Annotated in this window: 9 protein-coding genes; 3 read left to right on the top strand and 6 right to left on the bottom strand. The window is 70.8% G+C overall.

The annotated features are described in order from the left end of the window. Window positions 1-6: 6 nt before the first annotated feature. The 4 genes from WME79_RS22995 to WME79_RS23010 form a co-directional block, all read right to left on the bottom strand. A complete protein-coding gene (locus tag WME79_RS22995; RefSeq protein ID WP_437538983.1) occupies window positions 7-420 on the bottom strand; it encodes a hypothetical protein in 414 nt (137 codons plus the stop codon). After that, window positions 414-1346 carry a DUF4123 domain-containing protein gene (locus WME79_RS23000; protein WP_437538984.1) on the bottom strand — a complete coding sequence of 311 codons (933 nt, stop codon included), beginning with the start codon at window positions 1344-1346 and terminating at the stop codon, window positions 414-416. The genes WME79_RS22995 and WME79_RS23000 overlap by 7 nt, the downstream gene beginning before the upstream one ends. Then, a complete protein-coding gene (locus WME79_RS23005; RefSeq protein WP_437538986.1) occupies window positions 1343-3571 on the bottom strand; it encodes a type VI secretion system Vgr family protein in 2229 nt (742 codons plus the stop codon). Before WME79_RS23005 ends, WME79_RS23000 begins: the two co-directional genes overlap by 4 nt. Before the next feature lie 233 nt (window positions 3572-3804). Continuing rightward, window positions 3805-6357: a DUF2169 domain-containing protein gene (locus WME79_RS23010; RefSeq protein ID WP_437538988.1), complete on the bottom strand. Its 2553-nt coding sequence runs from the start codon at window positions 6355-6357 to the stop codon at window positions 3805-3807. Window positions 6358-6544: 187 nt separating this feature from the next. Here WME79_RS23010 and WME79_RS23015 point away from each other — a divergent pair, with 187 nt between their 5' ends. Further along, window positions 6545-10219 (top strand): hydantoinase B/oxoprolinase family protein, encoded by a 3675-nt coding sequence (locus tag WME79_RS23015; RefSeq protein WP_437538990.1) that lies wholly within the window; start codon window positions 6545-6547, stop codon window positions 10217-10219. 52 nt (window positions 10220-10271) lie between these two features. Here WME79_RS23015 and uxuA read toward each other — a convergent pair whose 3' ends face one another. Beyond that, entirely contained in the window at window positions 10272-11345 is a 1074-nt protein-coding gene (gene uxuA, locus WME79_RS23020) for a mannonate dehydratase (RefSeq protein WP_437538992.1), read from the bottom strand. 70 nt (window positions 11346-11415) lie between these two features. Next, window positions 11416-13032: a pectinesterase family protein gene (locus WME79_RS23025; protein WP_437538994.1), complete on the bottom strand. Its 1617-nt coding sequence runs from the start codon at window positions 13030-13032 to the stop codon at window positions 11416-11418. Window positions 13033-13219: 187 nt separating this feature from the next. Between WME79_RS23025 and WME79_RS23030 the strand changes: the two genes are divergently transcribed. Together WME79_RS23030 and WME79_RS23035 are read left to right on the top strand one after the other, a co-directional pair. Next, window positions 13220-15967, top strand: a complete 2748-nt coding sequence (locus WME79_RS23030; RefSeq protein ID WP_437538996.1) for a bifunctional acetate--CoA ligase family protein/GNAT family N-acetyltransferase — start codon at window positions 13220-13222, stop codon at window positions 15965-15967. A gap of 273 nt (window positions 15968-16240) precedes the next feature. After that, on the top strand, window positions 16241-18487 hold the full coding sequence (locus WME79_RS23035; protein WP_437538998.1) for a type VI secretion system Vgr family protein: 2247 nt from the start codon (window positions 16241-16243) through the stop codon (window positions 18485-18487). Window positions 18488-18496 lie beyond the last annotated feature (9 nt).

Here is an 18496-nt window from a genome sequence, read left to right on the forward strand (position 1 = left end):
AGAAGCTCAGCCTCGCCCTTCGCCGTCCTCTTCCTCCGCGTGGACGCGTGCCCAGTACGCGGCGGGATCACCCATGCGCGCGGCCTCCTCCCACTCGTCCTCGCTGAGGTGCGAAAGGAGGGCCTCGACCCGCTCGTCCGCCGGGATCGCCTCGTCCGCGAGCACGCGCGCCGCGGCCGGGTGCTCGTCGAACGCCGGGCAGATCTCGATCATGTGCGCCACGAAGACCGTGAGGCTCGACTCCCACGTGAGCCCGTGGGCGCGCCCGCGCTCGATCCCGTGCCGGATCCGGAAGCGCAGCTCGTCGTCCGACAGGCCCGCTGTCGCGTCCCCGTGAAACCGCCGGAAGTGCGCCGCTGTCCGGTCCACGAACGCGGGATCGCCGGCCTGGCTCCGCTGGTGGCGCTTCACCCTCAGCATGGCCTCCCCCTCGGGCGCGCGTAGCGGAGGACGTCGAGATCCTCGCTCTCCATGTACATCTCCCGGATCTCGCCGAAGAGATCTCCCTTCTGGAGCGGCGTGCACGTGGGCACGAACGCGCGGAGGACGCCGGGGTCGTAGAAGCGGAAATAGAGGCGCTCCCCGGTCTCGTCCTCCTCGACCATCAGGAAGCGGCGCAGGTGGCGCCGCACGTCGCGGAACGGCAGCGGGCAGGCAAGGAATATCCCCCATCGCTTGCCCCAGCCCTCGTCCACCAGCCGATCGAGGAGGCCGCCGCCGTCGCCATCGCCGCCAGCGTCGATCGGTAGCCGGACGAGGTACGGCGCCACGTCCGCGAGCGCCTCCCCCTCGATACCCTCGTACAGCGACCGGTATGGAGCCACCGACTCGCGCAGGAGCACCAGGATCCGCGGGCTCCTCGCCGCGTCGAGCACCGCATACAGGGGGGCGGGCGCGCGGCGCAGCCGGTCCTTCGCGACCCGACGGCAGTACGCGCGGCGCTCCGCGGCCGCCGCCGCGAGCCGCCGCTGGTACGGCGCGTCCGGCGCGTCCGGGTCGATCCCGTCGTCGCCCTCGTCGTCCGGCGGCGTCGCCGCCTCGAAGTACACCATGAAATCGGTCTCGCCCGCCCGGATCCAGGCGCCGTTCGCGAGCTCCGCCTCGGTCACCGGCTCCCCGCCGACCAGCGTCCCGCGGGCGCTGCCGAGATCCCGGACACGGCACGTCGCGCCGTCCCAGCGCACCTCGAAGTGGAGCGCGGACATCTGCGCATCCCGCGGGATCGCGAGATCGGCCCGGTCGACGCGGCCGACGCGCAGGCGGCCGCCAGGCGCGATCGCGGTCTTCTGCCCCTTCATGGGCCCGTGAGGGACCTCGACGATCGCGCGCTGCACAGGCGCGCTCACTGGCCGAGCCCCGTGAGCGCCACGTTCTCCGGCTCGGGCTTCACCGGCTCGATCACCTCTGCCTCCTTCGCCTCCTCCGGCGCCTCGGGCTCCGCCCCCGCGCCGGACCCCGCCGATCCGCCGCTGTTGATCTTCACCAGATCACCCTGGATCGTCACCCCCTGGGCGTCGATCCGGATGAAGCCGCCCGGGCCCTTCAGCGTTAGATCCTTCACCGCCTCGATCACGAGCGCCGTGCCGGCCTTGAGGTGGATCTGCTTGCCGGCCTCGAGCGCGTGGCTCTTCGCGATCTTCTCGTGCCTGTCTTTCCCGACGGTCAGCGACTCCTTGCCGTCGATCTGCTCGTTCCGCTTGCCCTTCACGCGCAGGTGGGCGTCGCCCTCGACGCGCTCGCGCTTCACCTGCCGTACAACGAGGTCCTGATCCTCCCCGACGAAGAGCGCGAGGCCGCCGTCCGTCCGCTCGCTCTCGTCGCCGATCACCAGCTTGCCGTGCGCCCCGCCGACCACGGTGAGGCGGTTCGCGCCCGTGATCTCGGTGCGGTTCACGCCGGTGACCTCCGTGAGGTTGCCGCCGGTGGTCTCGAGCTCGTTGCGCACGACGAGCTTCTGCCGGTCGTGGCCCACCGTGATCGCCTCGTCGTTCTTGACGAGCTTGCGCAGGTCCCGCTGGGCCTGCAGATAGACGAGCTCCTTGCCCTTCAGGTCCTCGAACATGATCTCGTTGGAGCCGTTCGAGCCAGGCGAGGAGTCGCTCTTCCAGGTGCTCCTGGTCTTGTGATCGGGCAGCTTGTACGGCACCTTCTGCGCGGCGTTGAAGACGCGTCCGACGATGACGGGCTGGTCGGGATCGCCGTCGAGGAAGGCGACGAGGACCTCCTGGCCGATACGCGGGATCACGATCATGCCGTATCCGGTGCCCGCCCAGCCCTGGCTGACGCGGACCCAGGACGAGCTGTTGTCGTCGAGGCGGCCCTCGCGGTCCCACGGGAACTGGACGCGGACGCGGCCGAGCTCGTCGACGTGGATCTCCTGGCCCGCGGGGCCCACCACGGTCGCGCTCTGGACGCCCTCCACGCGCGGCTTCGGCGTCCGCTGCGGGGGGTGATAAGGCACGTCGGTGAACACGGCCTCCGCCGACGTCCTCCACTCGACCGTGGGAGAGCCCTCCACCGTGCACGCGCTGACGAGCAGGCTCGCCGCCTCGCCGAGCTCGGCGTGCGGGTGGTGCTCGATCGAGCAGATCGACCCCGGCATGAGATCCATCGCGTTCGTCTCGAACGACACCAGGCGCTTGCCGGCGCGGGCGCCCGAGAGGAGCCGCTCGGCGCGCGCCTTGCCGTACGCCTCGTCGTACCGCGCGACCCCCTTGTCGTCCGCGACCGGGGTGCCGCCGCCCTTGCCCGTCTCGACAAGGAACGCCCCGGGCTCGTAAAGGTACTGCTCCAGCCTGTCCTCGGGCTCGCGCGCCTTCGCGGCCTCGCCGAAGAGCGGATAGGCGGGGTTGCGATGGTCGTGATCGCGGATCGTGAAGGCGCCGGGCCTGACCTCGTGGGCGAGGCGCACGCGGGTGACGAACTCCGTCTCGCCGACCTGGTTCGCGCTGTTCACGAAGCGCAGCGGGCCGCCTGTGCGCGTCTCCCCGGCGTGGGGCCGGTCCACGAGCGTGAGCGCGGAGCCGCCCGCCTCGTCGTTCGCGAACACGAACGCGATGCCCGCCTCCTCGAGCAGGCGGCTCAGGAACGCGTGGTCGGTCTCGCCGTACTGCGCCTTGTACTCGAGCTTCGGGTACTGGCCCCGGTTGATCTTCCAGACGGGCGCGATGGACCACTCGCCGAGGAGCCTGTCGACGATATCGGGTATCGTGAGGTGCTGGTAGATACGATAGTCACGGCGCTGGCCGAGCAGCCAGAGCGTGGGCACGATGCGCAGGTGGTAGGTCGACACCTCGAGGGCGCTCGGGGACGTCTCGACGGCCTCGACCTGCTCGATGTTGCTGACGATGCCCGCCCAGAGGCGCGCGCCCTCGCCGCGCACGGCGCGGACGCCGCTCGCTGCGCGCAGCGACGCGGGCAGCCCGACGATGGCCTGGAGATCGATGGAGCTGCTCTCCGACCGGGCGACGACCGAGACGGTGAACAGCGTCGATATCGCCTCGTGGACGCTGAACTGATGGACGGAGAGCGAGGCCTCTCCGCATTCGAACGAAAGCTCCAGGTGCGGCATGCGCGGATCCTTAGGTGCCCTCTACGCGGCGGGCTTCGACGCGCTGGCCAAACGTAGGTGGAGACCGGAGAACGACAACACTCCGAGGCACGTCAACATGGGAAGAGACAGCAGAGGGAGGGTCATCACAGGAAGAGGTCATAAGGAAGAGACGATGAGGGGTTCGGGCGATAAAGATCGTTCTCGTTCACACGCGCACAGATCACACCTCACGCGCATCTCCGTCAGAGGCGTCAGCGGCGCGCGGGGAGCGGCGCCACGCGGGCCAGCGCGAGGACGCGCAGCGCGACGGCGTGCGACTCGCTCTGGTCGACCTGGAGGTGCAGCTCGGCGACGAGCCGTGACCGGAAGCGCTGGTACAACGGGAGCTGCTGCGCGAGGGCCTCAGGGAGGTAGGCCGGGATCTGCTGCGATGAGCCCGAGGGCTGGAGCAACGCGCGCAGGTGGGGGCCGCCGAGGACCGGGCGCTTCTGGTAGTGCCGCTGGTCGAGGAGCACGCGCTCCGTCTGCGCCTTGAGGTAGCCCGGCGGGGCGCCGCGCTTGCCGTCGAGCGCCTCCTTGATGCGCGTCGTCAGGCCCTCGGCGACCGACGGGGCGCAGCGGAGGTCCGGCAGCTTCAGGAAGTCCTGCGCGGCCACCACCGCCGCCTTGAGCTGCTCGTCGTTGCCCGCGAGCGGCGCCGCCGCGGTGACCGTCGCCTTCAGGGTCTCCAGCTCGTCGAAGTGGAAGATCAGCTCGCCGGCGAGGAGGCAGACCGGCGGGACGAACTTGCCGCCCTCGCGCACGGCGTCGACGACGGCTTCCTGCGTGCCCTCGGCGTCCGTCGCGCTGGCGCGGGCGATGATCTCGAAGACCTCGCGGCGATCCTCGACCGCCATCGGATCCTTCGCGAGCGCCGGCTCGTCCGCCTCGCGGTCGATCGGCCGCTCGTCGAGCTCCTCGAGCAGCGGACGGAAGGAGGGCTGGCGGCGGACACGCGGGACGCTCTCCGGGTCGTACCAGAGGAGGTGGACGATCTCGGAGGCGCTCGAGCGCGCCGTGGCCGGGGCCCTCACGGAAGACGGCCGGGCCGGGGCCGGCGCCGCGTCGGATCGCGGCGGGACGACCGGCGGCGCAGGGGACGCCTGGGCCTGGACCGCGGCGGAGCCGAACGTGGGCGCGGGCGCTCCGGGGGCGCGCGAGGCGCCAGCCGCCCAGGGGCTCTCGGCGGCCGGCGGGACCACGGCGGGCCGCGGGACCGCCGCTGGCGGGGCGACCGCAGCCGGGGCGACCGCGACCGGGGCGACCGACATTGGCGCGACCGCAGGCAGGGCGACCGCAGCCGGGGCGACCGACGTTGGCGCGACCGCAGGCGGAGCGACCGCGGCCGGGGTGACCGCAGGCGGAACGACCGACGTTGGAGCGACCGCGGGCGGGGTGACCGACGTTGGAGCGATCGCCAGCGAGGCCGCCGCAGCCGAGGCGACCGACGTTGGCGCGCCCGACGCTGGCGCCCCCGCGGACAGGGCGACCGCGGGCGGGGCGACCGCGGGCGGGGCGACCGCGGGCGAAGCGACGAACGGCATGCCGGCGAAGCGCTGGAACGCGGACTTCGCCGCCTGCGACGGCTGCGGAGCGCCGGCGGGCGTGACGAACGGGAGCGCTACACCCCCCGCCCCGGTGGTCGGCACCGTCTCGCCGAGCGAGTTCGCGGCAAGCTCCACGCGCACCGCCCCGCGCGCGGCGCGCGCGCCAGGGTCGCTCGACCGCGGCGAAGAAGGCACCTCCCGCGCCTCGCCTGGCTCGCTCTCGCGCCGCGCGGACGAGATCGGCGCGCTCGCCGGCGCGCTCACCAGGCCGATCCGCACCACGCCCGCGTCGTGCGGGTGCGCGAGCGGGATCTGCCCGCGCCACGTCAGCGCGCACACGGCGCGATCCGTGTGGATCCACAGCAGATCCGCGCGCATCGCGACCGGCTGGGGGGCCTGGCCCGGGCGCTCCACGAACGCCTGAGGGCGCTCACCCGCGAGGCGCGTGGCGAGGTGCGGGTGCTCCGGGTGCAGGTTCTCGAGCACGAGCCGCTCGTCCCCGCGGAGCGCGGCGAGCTGTTGATCGGGCGGGGCCGCGTTGAAGTACGACGCATCGATGTCGGCCGGGAGCGGGCTCCGCTGCCACTCACCCGACGCGAAGGCCGCGGCGTGGCGCCCGAGCTTGCTCCGGCGCGCAAGCCAGGACGGGGCGACGGGGCCGAAGCCGATCGGCTCGACGACGTCATCGGGCCCCGAGACGACCGTGCCCGGCGGCACGAGGTTCGGGAGGCGGCGCGCGCCGTACGCGTCGCGCGCGCCGGCCGCGGCGCCGACCGCATTCACCGTGTCCGCGCCCCCGGCGGCGCGCTCCCACAGGAGCGGCATCCGCGCGAACGGCTGCCCCTCGCGCGCCGCGCCGTCCTTCGTGACGCTCCTGTCGCACACGACCTCGATCGACTTGTCGATCTCCGCGATGGCGAGCCGGGCGACCAGCGAGCGGACCAGCGCCTGGCCCGGCGCGAAGGCGTGGCCCACGAGCACGACGTCCACGCGCGGGCGGATCGGGACGATGTCCGTGGAGGCGTAGAGGCTGAACGCCGGATCGTCGCGCCAGTGCGCGTCGGCCTCGAGCAGCGCCTCCTGCTCCGGCGCGAGCGGCGACTCGCCCGGCCGCAGCACGAACGTGGCCTTGCAGACGAACGTGAACATCCACGCGCCCGGACGCGGCTGCCAGAGGAGCGAGGCCACGGGAAGCGGGCCAACGGCAAGGACCTCCATCAGGCCGAGATATCACTGTTACGTCCAGGACAGCAATTCCCGGAACGCTGCGAGCTTCCAGTGACATGGGCAGGTCCACCCTCCCGGCAGTTGAAGATTGTTCAATGAAAACTTAGTCTTGCGTCCCTTCGGCGGGCAGGACGGGGCGGAGCGCGGCGGAGGATGCGGCCGGCAAGGAGTGGGTTCCATGACCTCGACCTCGCACAAGTGGCAGTTCTGGATCGATCGCGGAGGCACGTTCACAGACGTCGTGGCCAGGCGGCCAGACGGCTCGCTCACCACCGCCAAGCTCCTGTCGGAGAACCCCGAGCAGTACGCCGACGCGGCGGTCGAGGGGATCCGCCGCCTGCTCGGCCTCGCGCCCGGTCAGGTCATCTCTCCCGCCGAGGTCGAGTGCGTGAAGATGGGCACCACGGTGGCCACGAACGCGCTGCTCGAGCGCAAGGGGGACCGCACCGTGCTGGTCACCACGCGCGGCTTCCGCGACGCGCTGCGCATCGGGTACCAGAACCGCCCTCGCCTGTTCGATCGCCATATCGCGCTGCACGACCTGCTCTACGAGCGCGTGGTCGAGGCCCGCGAGCGCGTCGGCGCGCGCGGCGATGTGGTCGAGCCGCTCGACGGCGAGGCGCTGCGCCGCCCGCTCTCGGAGGCGTTCGAGGCCGGGATCCGCGCCTGCGCCATCGTCTTCCTGCACGGCTACAGGTTCGCCGCGCACGAGCGGCGGGCGGCCGAGATCGCGCGCGAGGTCGGGTTCACGCAGGTCTCCGCGTCGCACGAGGTGAGCCCGCTGATGAAGCTCGTCTCGCGCGGCGACACCACGGTGGTCGACGCGTACCTGTCGCCCATCCTGCGCCGCTACGTCGAGCAGGTGGCCAGCCAGATGCCCGGCGTGCCGCTCTACTTCATGCAGTCGAGCGGCGGGCTGACGCTGGCCGGCCGCTTCCAGGGCAAGGACGCGATCCTGAGCGGCCCGGCGGGCGGCATCGTCGGCATGGTGCGCACCGCGATCGCGGGCGGGCACGAGAAGGTCATCGGCTTCGACATGGGCGGCACCTCGACCGACGTGTCGCACTACGCAGGCGAGCTCGAGCGCGCCTTCGAGACGCAGGTGGCCGGCGTCCGGATGCGCGCGCCGATGATGAGCATCCACACCGTGGCCGCGGGGGGCGGCTCGCTCCTCGGCTTCGACGGCGCGCGGCTGCGCGTGGGGCCGGAGTCGGCCGGCGCCAACCCGGGGCCTGCGTGCTACCGCCGCGGCGGGAGGCTGGCCGTCACCGACGCGAACGTGATGCTCGGCAAGATCCAGCCGGAGTTCTTCCCGCACGTGTTCGGCCCGGGCGCCGATGCGCCGCTCGACCGCGAGGTCGTCGAGCAGCGCTTCCGGGCCATGGCGGCCGACGTGCAGCGCGACACGTCGCGCCCGATCACGCCCGAGCAGCTGGCCGAGGGCTTCCTGCAGATCGCCGTCGCGAACATGGCCAACGCGGTGAAGAAGATCTCGGTGGCGCGCGGGCACGACGTCACCCAGTACACCCTGCAATGCTTCGGCGGCGCCGGCGGCCAGCACGCGTGCGCCGTGGCCGACGCGCTCGGCATGCGCCGCGTCTTCGTCCACCCGCTCGCGGGGGTCCTTTCCGCCTATGGCATGGGCCTCTCGGACCAGAGCGCGATCCGCGAGGCGGCCGTGGAGCGGCGCCTCGACGAGGCGGGGCTCTGCGCGGCGCGCGAGGCGCTCGCGCGCATCGGCCGCGACGCGGAGGCCGAGCTCGTGGGGCAAGGGTTCTCGCCGGAGCGGGTGCGGCTCGTCCGGCGCGTCCACGTCCGCTACGAGGGCACCGACACCGCCCTCGTCGTGCCCGACGGCAGCGCGGAGGCGATCCGCGCCGCCTTCGACGCGGCCTACCGCAGGCGGTTCGCGTTCCTGATGCCGGACAAGGCGCTCGTCCTGGAGAGCGTCTCCGTGGAGGCGATCGGGCCGGGCGAGGCCGCCGAGGAGCGGCCCGTGGAGGCGCGCCCGCACCGCCCCGAGGCCGACGCTCGGGTGCGGATGTACGCCGAGGGGGCGTTCCACGACGCGGCGCTGTACCGGCGCGAGCGGCTCGGGCGCGGCGCGGTGATCGACGGGCCGGCCATCGTCGCCGAGGCCAACGCGACGACCGTGGTCGAGCCCGGCTGGCAGGCCGAGATCACCGCGCTAGGCCACATGGTGCTCACCCGGGTGGCGCCGCGCCCGGAGCGGCGCGCGGTGGGCACCGAGGTCGACCCGGTGATGCTCGAGGTGTTCAACAACCTGTTCATGAACATCGCCGAGCAGATGGGCCTGCGCCTCCAGAACACCGCCCACTCGGTCAACATCAAGGAGCGGCTCGACTTCTCGTGCGCGCTGTTCGACGCGGAGGGCAGCCTGATCGCGAACGCGCCGCACATGCCGGTGCACCTCGGCTCGATGGGCGAGTCGATCAAGACCGTGATCGCGCGGAACCCAGGGATGAAGCCGGGGGACGTCTACGCGCTCAACGATCCGTACCGCGGCGGCACCCACCTGCCGGACGTGACGGTGGTCACGCCGGTGTGGGACGAGGGCGACGAGACGGGGCCTCGCGTGCTGTTCTACGTGGCGTCGCGCGGCCATCACGCGGACATCGGCGGCATCACGCCGGGCTCGATGCCGCCGTTCTCCAGGACGATCGAGGAGGAGGGCGTCCTCCTCGACAACGTGAAGCTGGTCGAGGCCGGGCGGCTCCGCGAGGCGGAGATCCTGGCGCTGCTCGGCGCAGGGCCGTACCCGGCGCGCAACCGGCAGCAGAACCTGGCCGACCTGCGCGCGCAGATCGCGGCGAACGAGAAGGGCGCGCAGGAGCTCGCCGCGATGGTGGCGCAGTTCGGCCTCCCGACGGTGCAGGCCTACATGAAGCACGTGCAGGACAACGCCGAGGAGAGCGTGCGCCTCGCGATCGCACGGCTCGACCCGGCGCTCCTCCACGACGGGCGCTTCTCGCTGCCGCTCGACAACGGCGCGACGATCGAGGTGGCCCTCCGGATCGACCGGGAGCGCCGCGCCGCGATCGTGGACTTCACCGGCACGTCCGGGCAGATGGAGAACAACTTCAACGCGCCCCGCGCGGTGACGATGGCCGCGGTGCTCTACGTCTTCCGCACCCTCGTGGACGACGACATCCCGCTCAACGCGGGCTGCCTGAAGCCGATCGAGGTCGTCATCCCCGAGGGCTCGATGCTGAGCCCGCGCCCGCCGGCCGCGGTGGTGGCGGGCAATGTGGAGGTGTCGACCTGCGTCACGAACGCGCTGTACGGGGCCCTCGGCGTGCTCGCGAGCAGCCAGCCGACGATGAACAACTTCACGTTCGGCAACGAGCGGCTCCAGTACTACGAGACGATCTCGGGCGGCTCGGGGGCGGGCATCGAGATCGGCGGGAGCGGCGGCGGTGGCACGCGCGCCGAGCGCGGCTTTGCGGGGACGAGCGTCGTGCAGACGCACATGACGAACTCGCGCCTGACGGATCCGGAGGTGCTGGAGCACCGGTTCCCGGTGCGGCTGGATCGCTACGAGATCCGCGAGGGCTCCGGCGGGGCCGGGCGCTTTCCGGGCGGGAACGGCGGCACGCGCGCTGTGCGCTTCCTGGAGCCGATGACGGCGTCGATCCTGTCGAACGGGCGCTCGACGGCCGCGTTCGGCCTGGCCGGCGGGCGGGCGGGCGCGCCCGGGCGCAACCTGGTGGTGCGCGCGGACGGCTCGGTCGAGGTGCTGGGGCACATCGGATCGGTCGAGATGGGGAGCGGCGATGTGTTCGTGATCGAGACGCCGGGGGGCGGCGGGTACGGAGCGCCGGTGCCCGCGTGAGGGCGCGTTCCACTGATGCCGCGGCGTCCTGCTCCCCTACCCGCTCACCCGCTCATCCAGGAGTGGGCGGCTTGGCGGCGGGTCCGGGCGAGAGCTTGCACGTGGCCTCCCACAGGCCGTTGAGGTACACGAGGCCCAGCGCGCGGTCGTACAGACCATATCCCGGCTTGCCGGTCTCGCCCCAGATCATGCGGCCGTGGTCCGGGCGCACGTAGCCGTCGAAGCCGACGTCATGGTACGCCTTCACGATGGCGGCCATGTCGAGCGAGCCCTCACAGGACAGGTGGGCAGATTCGAAGAAGGTGCCGTCCTCCTGCACCGCCACGTTGCGCAGGTGACCGAAGGGAATGCGGCCCAAGCCGCCGAACTCGCGCACAAGCGATACGATGTTGTTGCACAGATCGGCGCCCAGCGAGCCGGAGCACAGCGTGATGCCGTTGGCCGGAGAATCGACGGTCTTCACGAGGCGCATCAGGTCGTCGCGGTTCTTGACGATGCGCGGCAGGCCGAAGATCGGCCGGGGTGGGTCGTCCGGGTGCATGGCCATGCGGACGCCGACCTCCTCGGCGACCGGGATGATGCGCCGGAGGAAGTGTTCCAGGTGCTCCCATAGAGCGTCTTCGCCGACGTTCTTGTACTCGTCGAGGACGGCGCGGAGCTGCTCCGGCTTGTAGCTCGAGTCCCAGCCGGGCAGCGAGATGCCTTGTTCCGGGTCGATCTCGGCCACCGCCGCGGCGTCGAAGGCCAGGGTCAGCGAGCCGTCGGGCAGCTCTCTGGCCATCTCGGTGCGGGTCCAGTCGAAGACCGGCATGAAGTTGTAGCAGATCACCTTCACGCCGGCGGCCGCGCAGTTGCGGATGTTCTGGCAGAAATTGTCGATCAGCCGCTCGCGAGTCGGCTTGCCGAGCTTGATGTCCTCGTGCACGGGCACGCTCTCCACCACCTCGAACCGGAGGCCGACGCCCTCGATGCGCGCCCTGAGCGCCTGCAGCCGCTCGACCGGCCACACCTCGCCCACCGGCACATCGTAAATAGCCGAAACGATGCCGTAGATGCCCGGGATCTGACGGATGTACTCGAGCTTCACAGGGTCGTTCTCGCCGTACCAGCGAAAGGTCATCTTCATCGTTGCGGTCCTTCCAGCGTCACGGGTCATCCCGTGCAGGGTTCAGGGGTCGAGGCGCGGCGCGGCCGGCTCAGCGCGGAGGGTCCCAGCCGCCGAGCACGGTCGCTGGATCGCGCATCGTCGCCGCTTGCTCGGCGGAGATCTGCGTCGATCCGGCGATACGCCCGCTGGTGTCGATGAGACGCCCTTCCGTGTCCCGGCTCTGGTACTCCCAGAAACGGAGGGAGCGCGGCGCGGCCCCGCCGGTGATCGTCCACCCCGCCCGCGAGATGTGGCTGCCGAGCGTGCAGTTGATGTACGCGACGTGGCTCGCCGGATACTGGCTCACGTCGATCCTCGCCAGCGTGTTCCCCGTGATGCCGGCGTCGCTGGTGATGCGCGAGTCGACGAAGACATAGCCGTTGCCAGCGTCGCCGTTGCGCGCCTGCACGATGTAGCCGGATCGACCGACCGTCTTGATCTCGCACCGGTTGAAATACGCCGCGCCCGTGCCCCACACGAAGTCGACGTTGCCAGCGATGGTGCAGTTGTCCGCGTAGATGCGCCCGGACCAGAGCAGCGTGTCCTGGAGGCTCAGGATGTCGGCGTCGCGCACGACGCACTTGTCGCAGTCCTGGATGCGCAGCGCCTCCGCCTGGGAGCCGCCCTGCGGCGTGAGGTTGTGGATGGTGAGGTTCTCGATGATGAGGCCGCTCACCTTGTCGGCGCCGACCAGCGCGCGCCCCCTGGTGCTCGGGTTCAGGTTGTTGTTGTTCGTGCCCGAGAGGACCGTGCCTTTGCGGTCGGCCCCGCGCAGCGTGATGTTGTGCTTGTTCTCGAAGTAGACCACCCCGTGGTGGGTCCCTCGCTGAACGGTGATGACCACGCTGTCCCGGTTGTTCGCCGGGACCGCGTCGAGCGCGCCTTGCACCGAGCAGAAGTCGCCGGAGCCGTCGAGCGCCACCTCGAGCGACGAGACGCTCGATGGGCCTGCATCCGCCGTGTCGAAGCGCCACGCCGTCGCGTCCGCGATCGCGAACGAGCCGCCCCCCGGGGGGACGACGGCGCCGGGGTCGACCGTGACGTAATAGGACTGGCCGTAGTCGAGCGCGCGCGACGGCAAGGACACGACAGCATCGTTGCCGTCCACGTACACCGGGCGAGGTACGTTGAACGTCCGGCCGCCGATCGTGGCGCTCACGGTCATCGAGGCCATGTCGACCGTCGCGACCGCCGCGCCTGGCCGGGCGGCGTTGAACACGCGAACGGAGCCCGTGCTGCCCAGCGTCGGAGCGCCGGGGAACGTGATGCGGAGCGGCGGATCTGGGCAGAGCCCGCGGGCGCCTGGCACGGGGAACAGCGCGCTCACGCCAGCAGGGAGGTCGACCGGGCCCGCGCCGCCGTCGCCTTGGCTCGCGCCCGTGCCCTCGCCGCCGCCGGCCGCGCCGGCGCCGCCCGCTCCCGCGCCACCCGACGCCGCGCTGCTGGTCGACCCGCCGCCGCCCGACGCCGCGCTGCTGGTCGAACTGCCGCTGGTCGAAGCGCCGCTGGTCGAAGCGCCGCTGGTCGAAGCGCCGCTGGTCGAAGCGCTGGTGGTCGAGGCGTCGCTGGACGCCTCGGTGCTCCCGTCGTCCGCCGTCCCAGCGCCCTCGCAGGCGATGGCACACAGACCGAGGAGCCCGAAGAGAAAAAGTCGAGAGCGGATCATGGCGTCGGCGCAGGATATCAAGGCGCTGCGCAGCCTGGCAATCTACGCTCAGGGCACGGAACGTGCCCCCCTGCTCTGTTCGCAGAGACTCCCCATGCATCCAGCCCGGCCGTGTGGCACGACGCCCATCGTCGTTCCCGCGCAATGGCCCCTGGTAGGTCCGCCCCATCCACCCTCGAGGAGCTTCATGGCTGACTCCGTACCCATGACCGACCGTGCCCACGATGTCCTTCGTCAGGAGCCTCAGAGCCTCGACCCCATCTTCAGGCCGCGGAACGTCGCGGTCATCGGCGCGACCGAGAACAGCGGCGCCGTCGGCCGCACGCTCCTCTGGAACCTGATCAGCAACCCGTTCGGCGGCACCGTCTTTCCGGTGAACCCGAAGCGGCAGAGCGTCCTCGGTATCAAGGCCTATCCGAGCATCGCGGCCGTGCCGGCGAAGGTGGATCTCGCGGTCCTCGTCACGCCCGCCGCGAGCGTGCCGGGCCTCATCGGCGAGTGCGTGGACGCCGGCGTCCCCGGCGCGATCATCATCTCGGCCGGCTTCAAGGAGATGGGCCCCCCGGGCGTCCAGCTAGAGCAGCAGATCATGGATCGCGCCCGCGGGAAGATGCGCATCATCGGCCCGAACTGCCTTGGCGTCATGAACCCGATCGGCGGGCTCAACGCGACGTTCGCGAAGGGGCAGGCGCGGCCGGGCAAGGTCGCGTTCATCAGCCAGTCCGGCGCGCTCTGCACGGCGGTGCTCGACTGGAGCCTCAACGAACAGGTCGGCTTCAGCGCGTTCGTCAGCGTCGGCTCGATGCTCGACGTCGGCTGGGGCGACCTGATCGACCACCTCGGCAACGACCCCAAGACGAGCAGCATCCTCATCTACATGGAGTCGATCGGCGACCCGCGGGACGCGCGAGCATTCCTGTCGGCCGCCCGCGAGGTGGCGCTCACCAAGCCGATCATCGTGATCAAGCCAGGCCGCAGCGACGCGGCGGCGAAGGCGGCCGCCTCGCACACCGGCTCGCTCACCGGCTCGGACGAGGTGCTCGACGCGGCGTTCCGGCGCGTGGGCGTGCTGCGCGTGAACGACATCGCGGACCTGTTCTCCATGGCCGAGACGCTGGCCAAGCAGCCGCGGCCCCGCGGCAACCGGCTGTGCATCGTCACCAACGCCGGCGGCCCGGGCGTGCTGGCGACGGACGCGCTCGTCGCGAACGGCGGTGAGCTGGCGCCGCTCTCGCCGGAGATCCTGGGCGAGCTGAGCGGCTTCCTCCCCGCCGCATGGAGCCGCAACAACCCGGTCGACGTGCTCGGCGACGCCGGCGCCGACCGCTACGCAAAGGCGCTCGAGATCTGCGCCAAGGACCCGAACAACGACGGCGTGCTCGTCATCCTCACGCCGCAGGACATGACCGAATCGACCCAGACCGCCGAGGCGCTGCGCAAGCACGCGCACGTCGAGGGCAAGCCGGTCCTCGCCAGCTGGATGGGCGGCGTGGAGGTGGAGGCGGGCAAAGCGATCTTGAACCGCGCCGGGGTCCCGACGTTCGAGTACCCCGACACCGCCGCTCGCTCGTTCTGTTCCATGGTCCGCTACGCCTACGCCCTCCGGGCGCTGTACGAGACGCCGAGCACGGACGAGCGAGCGCTGAACGTCGATCGCGAGAAGGCCAGGGAGCTCATCGCCAGCGTGCGCGCGTCGGGCCGGACGCTCCTGGATGAGGTGGAGTCGAAGCAGCTCATGGCGGCGTACGGCCTCCCGACGGTGCCCACGGCCGTCGCGAGGAGCGCGGACGAGGCCGTGGCCACGGCCAGGGAGATGGGGTATCCGGCCGTCCTCAAGCTGTACAGCGCGACGATCACCCACAAGACCGACGTGGGCGGCGTGAAGCTCGGTCTGCGCGACGATGACGCCGTGCGCAGCGCGTTCGAGGAGATCCAGGAGAGCGTCTCGCGGCGTGCCGGCGCGCAGCACTTCCAGGGCGTGACGGTCCAGCCGATGATCTCGCTGAAGGACGCCTATGAGATCATCCTTGGCAGCTCGGTCGATCCGCAGTTCGGCCCGGTGCTCTTGTTCGGGGCCGGAGGGCAGCTCGTCGAGATCTTCAAGGACCGCTCGCTCGGCCTGCCGCCGCTCAACGCGACGCTGGCCCGGCGCATGATGGAGCAGACAAGGATCTACCGCGCGCTCAAGGGCGTGCGCGGCCGCAAGCCGGTGGACCTCACCGCCCTGGAGCACCTGCTCGTGAGGTTCTCGCAGCTCGTGATCGAGCAGCGATGGATAAGCGAGATTGACATCAACCCGCTCGCCGTGAGCGCGGAGGGCGCCATCGCCCTCGACGCCCGCGTCGTCCTGCACCCGCCGGACACGCCGGAGTCCGCGCTCCCCAGGTCGGCGATCCGCGAGTATCCCACGCAGTATGTGACGGAGCTCAAGAGCAAGGACGGGCAGGCGTCGTTCACAATTCGGCCCATCCGCCCCGAGGACGAGCCGCAGATGGTCGAGTTCCACCAGAAGCTGTCCGAGCGGACGGTGCGGCTCCGGTATTTCTACCCGATGCAGCTCGACTTGCGCACCGCGCACGAGCGGCTGACGCGCGTCTGCTTCGCGGACTACGACCGCGAGATGGCGCTCGTCGTCGAGAAGCCGCCCGCGGGCGGCGCGCAGAGGCAGATCATCGGCGTCGGCCGGCTGAGCAAGCTGCCAGGCACGCGCGACGCGGAGTTCGCCCTGCTGATCAGCGATGAGCACCAGCGGCAGGGGCTCGGTTCCCGGCTGCTGGGCCTCCTCGTCCAGATCGGCCGCGACGAGGGGCTCTCCCGCATCAGCGCCGACATCCTGGCCGAGAACGTGGAGATGCAGCGCGTGGCGCAGAAGCTCGGCTTCCGGGTGACGCGCGAGATCGGGGACTCGACCGCGAGGGCGGAGCTGACGCTGTAGGCGCGTCCACGAGCTCTCGTCCCGCCCAGTGACCTTGTCGGTGCGGGCCCGCCGTCGCGGCGGTCCCGGCTGGCGCACGTCCAGGCATCCTGTCCACCGCCAACGTCGTTGAAACCGATACGCCTCGCATTCGTGCCTTCAGTGTCCTCCAGGTGACCTGTTGGTTACGATTATGGCAGCAAGGCAAATGGCAGCGATCCGCACGCCGGATCAGCGCGCCGTCCCGCACGATTTCCTCTGGCGCGGCGGGACGGCTTCCTGAATCATGTTTGCATGGCTACGTTCTCTCCGTCCGACGTGCTCCGCTATATCGACGTCACCGTCGCTTCCGGGGATCGGCTGGATGTCCGGCACTTCCACGTCACGGAGCGGATGAGCGCGCTGTTCGAGATCTCCCTCGTCGTCGTATCGGACAACGCAGACATCGACTTCGAGGCCATCGCTGGCCAGCCGATGAGGTTCACGCTGCGTCAGAGCGCCGTCGGGCGGGGCGCGCGCACGTGGACGGGCATCTGCAGCCACATCGAGCAATCGGCGGCCGAGGACATCGGCGTCTCCACGTACAAGCTCGTCCTCGTACCCGCGCTGTGGCTGCTGACCCAGCGCCGGAATCACCGCATGTTCCAGCTCCAATCGGAGCTCGACATCGTGCGGACGCTCCTCGCGGAGTGGAACATCCCGACGTCGGAGCGCATCTCCGCCACGTACGGGAAGCGCAAAGTTCGCGTCCAGTACGGCGAGACGGACTTCGCGTTCATCTGCAGGATGCTCGAAGACGCGGGGATCAGCTTCTACTTCCAGACGACGGAGGACGGCGAGACGCGGCTGGTCCTTGACGAGGCCCCGCACCGGAACGCCCCGAGAGAGCCATCGATCGCATTCCGCGACAACCCGACGGACGCCGACCTCGAGCACGTCACCAAGGTGCGCGTCGGTCGCCAGATCCGGCCTGGCAGATATTCGGTGCGCGATCACGACCACCGCCGGCCGCCGAACTACGCTCTCCTCAGCACGGCGAAGGCCGCGGAGCCGCTGGAGGAGTCGCTCGAGCGGTTCCATTATGTACCCGGCGCCTTCCTGTACGAGAGCGACAAGGGACAGCCCACGCCCGTCGCCGACGACAGGGGGCGTTACCGGACTGACGAGAAAGAAGCCGGCGCTCTGGCGCAGCGCAGGCTCGACGCGCAGCGCGTGGGGGCGCGGGCCGTCGCCTTCGACACGAACACGCTCGATCTCGCGCCAGGCGCCGTCGTCTCCTTCCTCGATCATCCAAAGAGCGAGCTGTCCCCGAGCAGCGCCTTCCTCGTGACGCACGCCACGCTCAGCGGCGAGCGTCACAGCGAATGGTCCTGCACCTGCGAGGCCGTGAGCGCCAGCCTGACCTACCGGCCGCCGCTCGTCACCCCGAAGCCGAAGGCGGCCGGCGTGGAGAGCGCGACGGTGGTCGGCCCTCCCGGCGAGGAGATCCACACGGACGAGCTCGGCCGCGTGCGCGTCCACTTCCACTGGGACCGCGAGTCGAGGATGGACGAGACCTCCTCCTGCTGGATCCACGTGAGCCAGCCGTGGTCCGGCGCGGGCTTCGGCGGCACGAACCTCCCGCGCATCGGCCAGGAGGTGATCGTCGACTTCCTCGGAGGTGATCCCGATCGGCCCATCATCGTTGGCCGCGTGTACACCGGACTCCAGACGACGCCGTACAAGCTCCCCGACAACAAGACCCAGAGCGGCTGGCAGAGCCGATCGTCCCCGGGCGGCGGCGGCGACAACTACAACGAGATCATGTTCGAGGACAAGAAGGGCCAGGAGCTCTTGCGCATGCAGGCGGAGAAGGACCTCGACAAGCTCGTGAAGCACGACGAGGCCGTGCGCATCGGCCACGACCGCACGAAGCAGGTGGGGCACGACGACATGCTCGTCGTGGGCCACGATCGCGCGCGGACGGTCGTGCATGACGAGTCGGTGAGCATCGGAAACGACCGCACCCGGCTGGTCGGGAACAACGAGAGCGTCACCATCGGGAACAGCCGAACGAAGTCGGTGGGCGTCAACGAGTCGCTGTTCGTGGGCGTCAACCAGAGCGAGCAGATCGGCGCGAACCGCACCGTGGCCGTCGGGGCGAACCACCGCGAGACGATCGGCGCGAACATGAGCGTGAGCGTCGGCATGGCGAAGGCGGAGACGGTGGCGCTCGCCTCGGCCGAGACCGTGGGCGCAGCGAAGGCGCTGACCGTGGGCGCGGCCTACGCGATCACGGTGGGCGGGGCGATGGCGACGAACGTGGCGCTCGTGCAGACCGAGAGCGTCGGGTTGAGCAAGACGGTGACCGTGGGCGACAAGATCACGATCACCTGCGGCGCCAGCGTCATCACGATGGACAAGGAAGGGCTGATCACTATCTCGGGTAAAGACATCACGGTCAGCGCGACGGGCGTCGTGAACGTGAACGCCAAGGGCGACGTGAACGTCGAGAGCGCCGCCAACGTGAACGTCAAGGGATCGAAGATCCACATGAACTGACCCGTCCGG

This window comes from Sorangium sp. So ce726 (assembly GCF_051521405.1).
Classification (GTDB): domain Bacteria; phylum Myxococcota_A; class Polyangia; order Polyangiales; family Polyangiaceae; genus Sorangium.

Bases quoted from the DNA above. Each gene is read 5' to 3' on its own strand.
- WME79_RS22995 (WP_437538983.1), bottom strand. From the start codon at position 420: ATGCTGAGGGTGAAGCGCCACCAGCGGAGCCAGGCCGGCGATCCCGCG.
- WME79_RS23005 (WP_437538986.1), bottom strand. From the start codon at position 3,571: ATGCCGCACCTGGAGCTTTCGTTCGAATGCGGAGAGGCCTCGCTCTCC.
- WME79_RS23010 (WP_437538988.1), bottom strand. From the start codon at position 6,357: ATGGAGGTCCTTGCCGTTGGCCCGCTTCCCGTGGCCTCGCTCCTCTGG.
- WME79_RS23015 (WP_437538990.1), top strand. From the start codon at position 6,545: ATGACCTCGACCTCGCACAAGTGGCAGTTCTGGATCGATCGCGGAGGC.
- uxuA (WP_437538992.1), bottom strand. From the start codon at position 11,345: ATGAAGATGACCTTTCGCTGGTACGGCGAGAACGACCCTGTGAAGCTC.
- WME79_RS23025 (WP_437538994.1), bottom strand. From the start codon at position 13,032: ATGATCCGCTCTCGACTTTTTCTCTTCGGGCTCCTCGGTCTGTGTGCC.
- WME79_RS23030 (WP_437538996.1), top strand. From the start codon at position 13,220: ATGGCTGACTCCGTACCCATGACCGACCGTGCCCACGATGTCCTTCGT.
- WME79_RS23035 (WP_437538998.1), top strand. From the start codon at position 16,241: ATGGCTACGTTCTCTCCGTCCGACGTGCTCCGCTATATCGACGTCACC.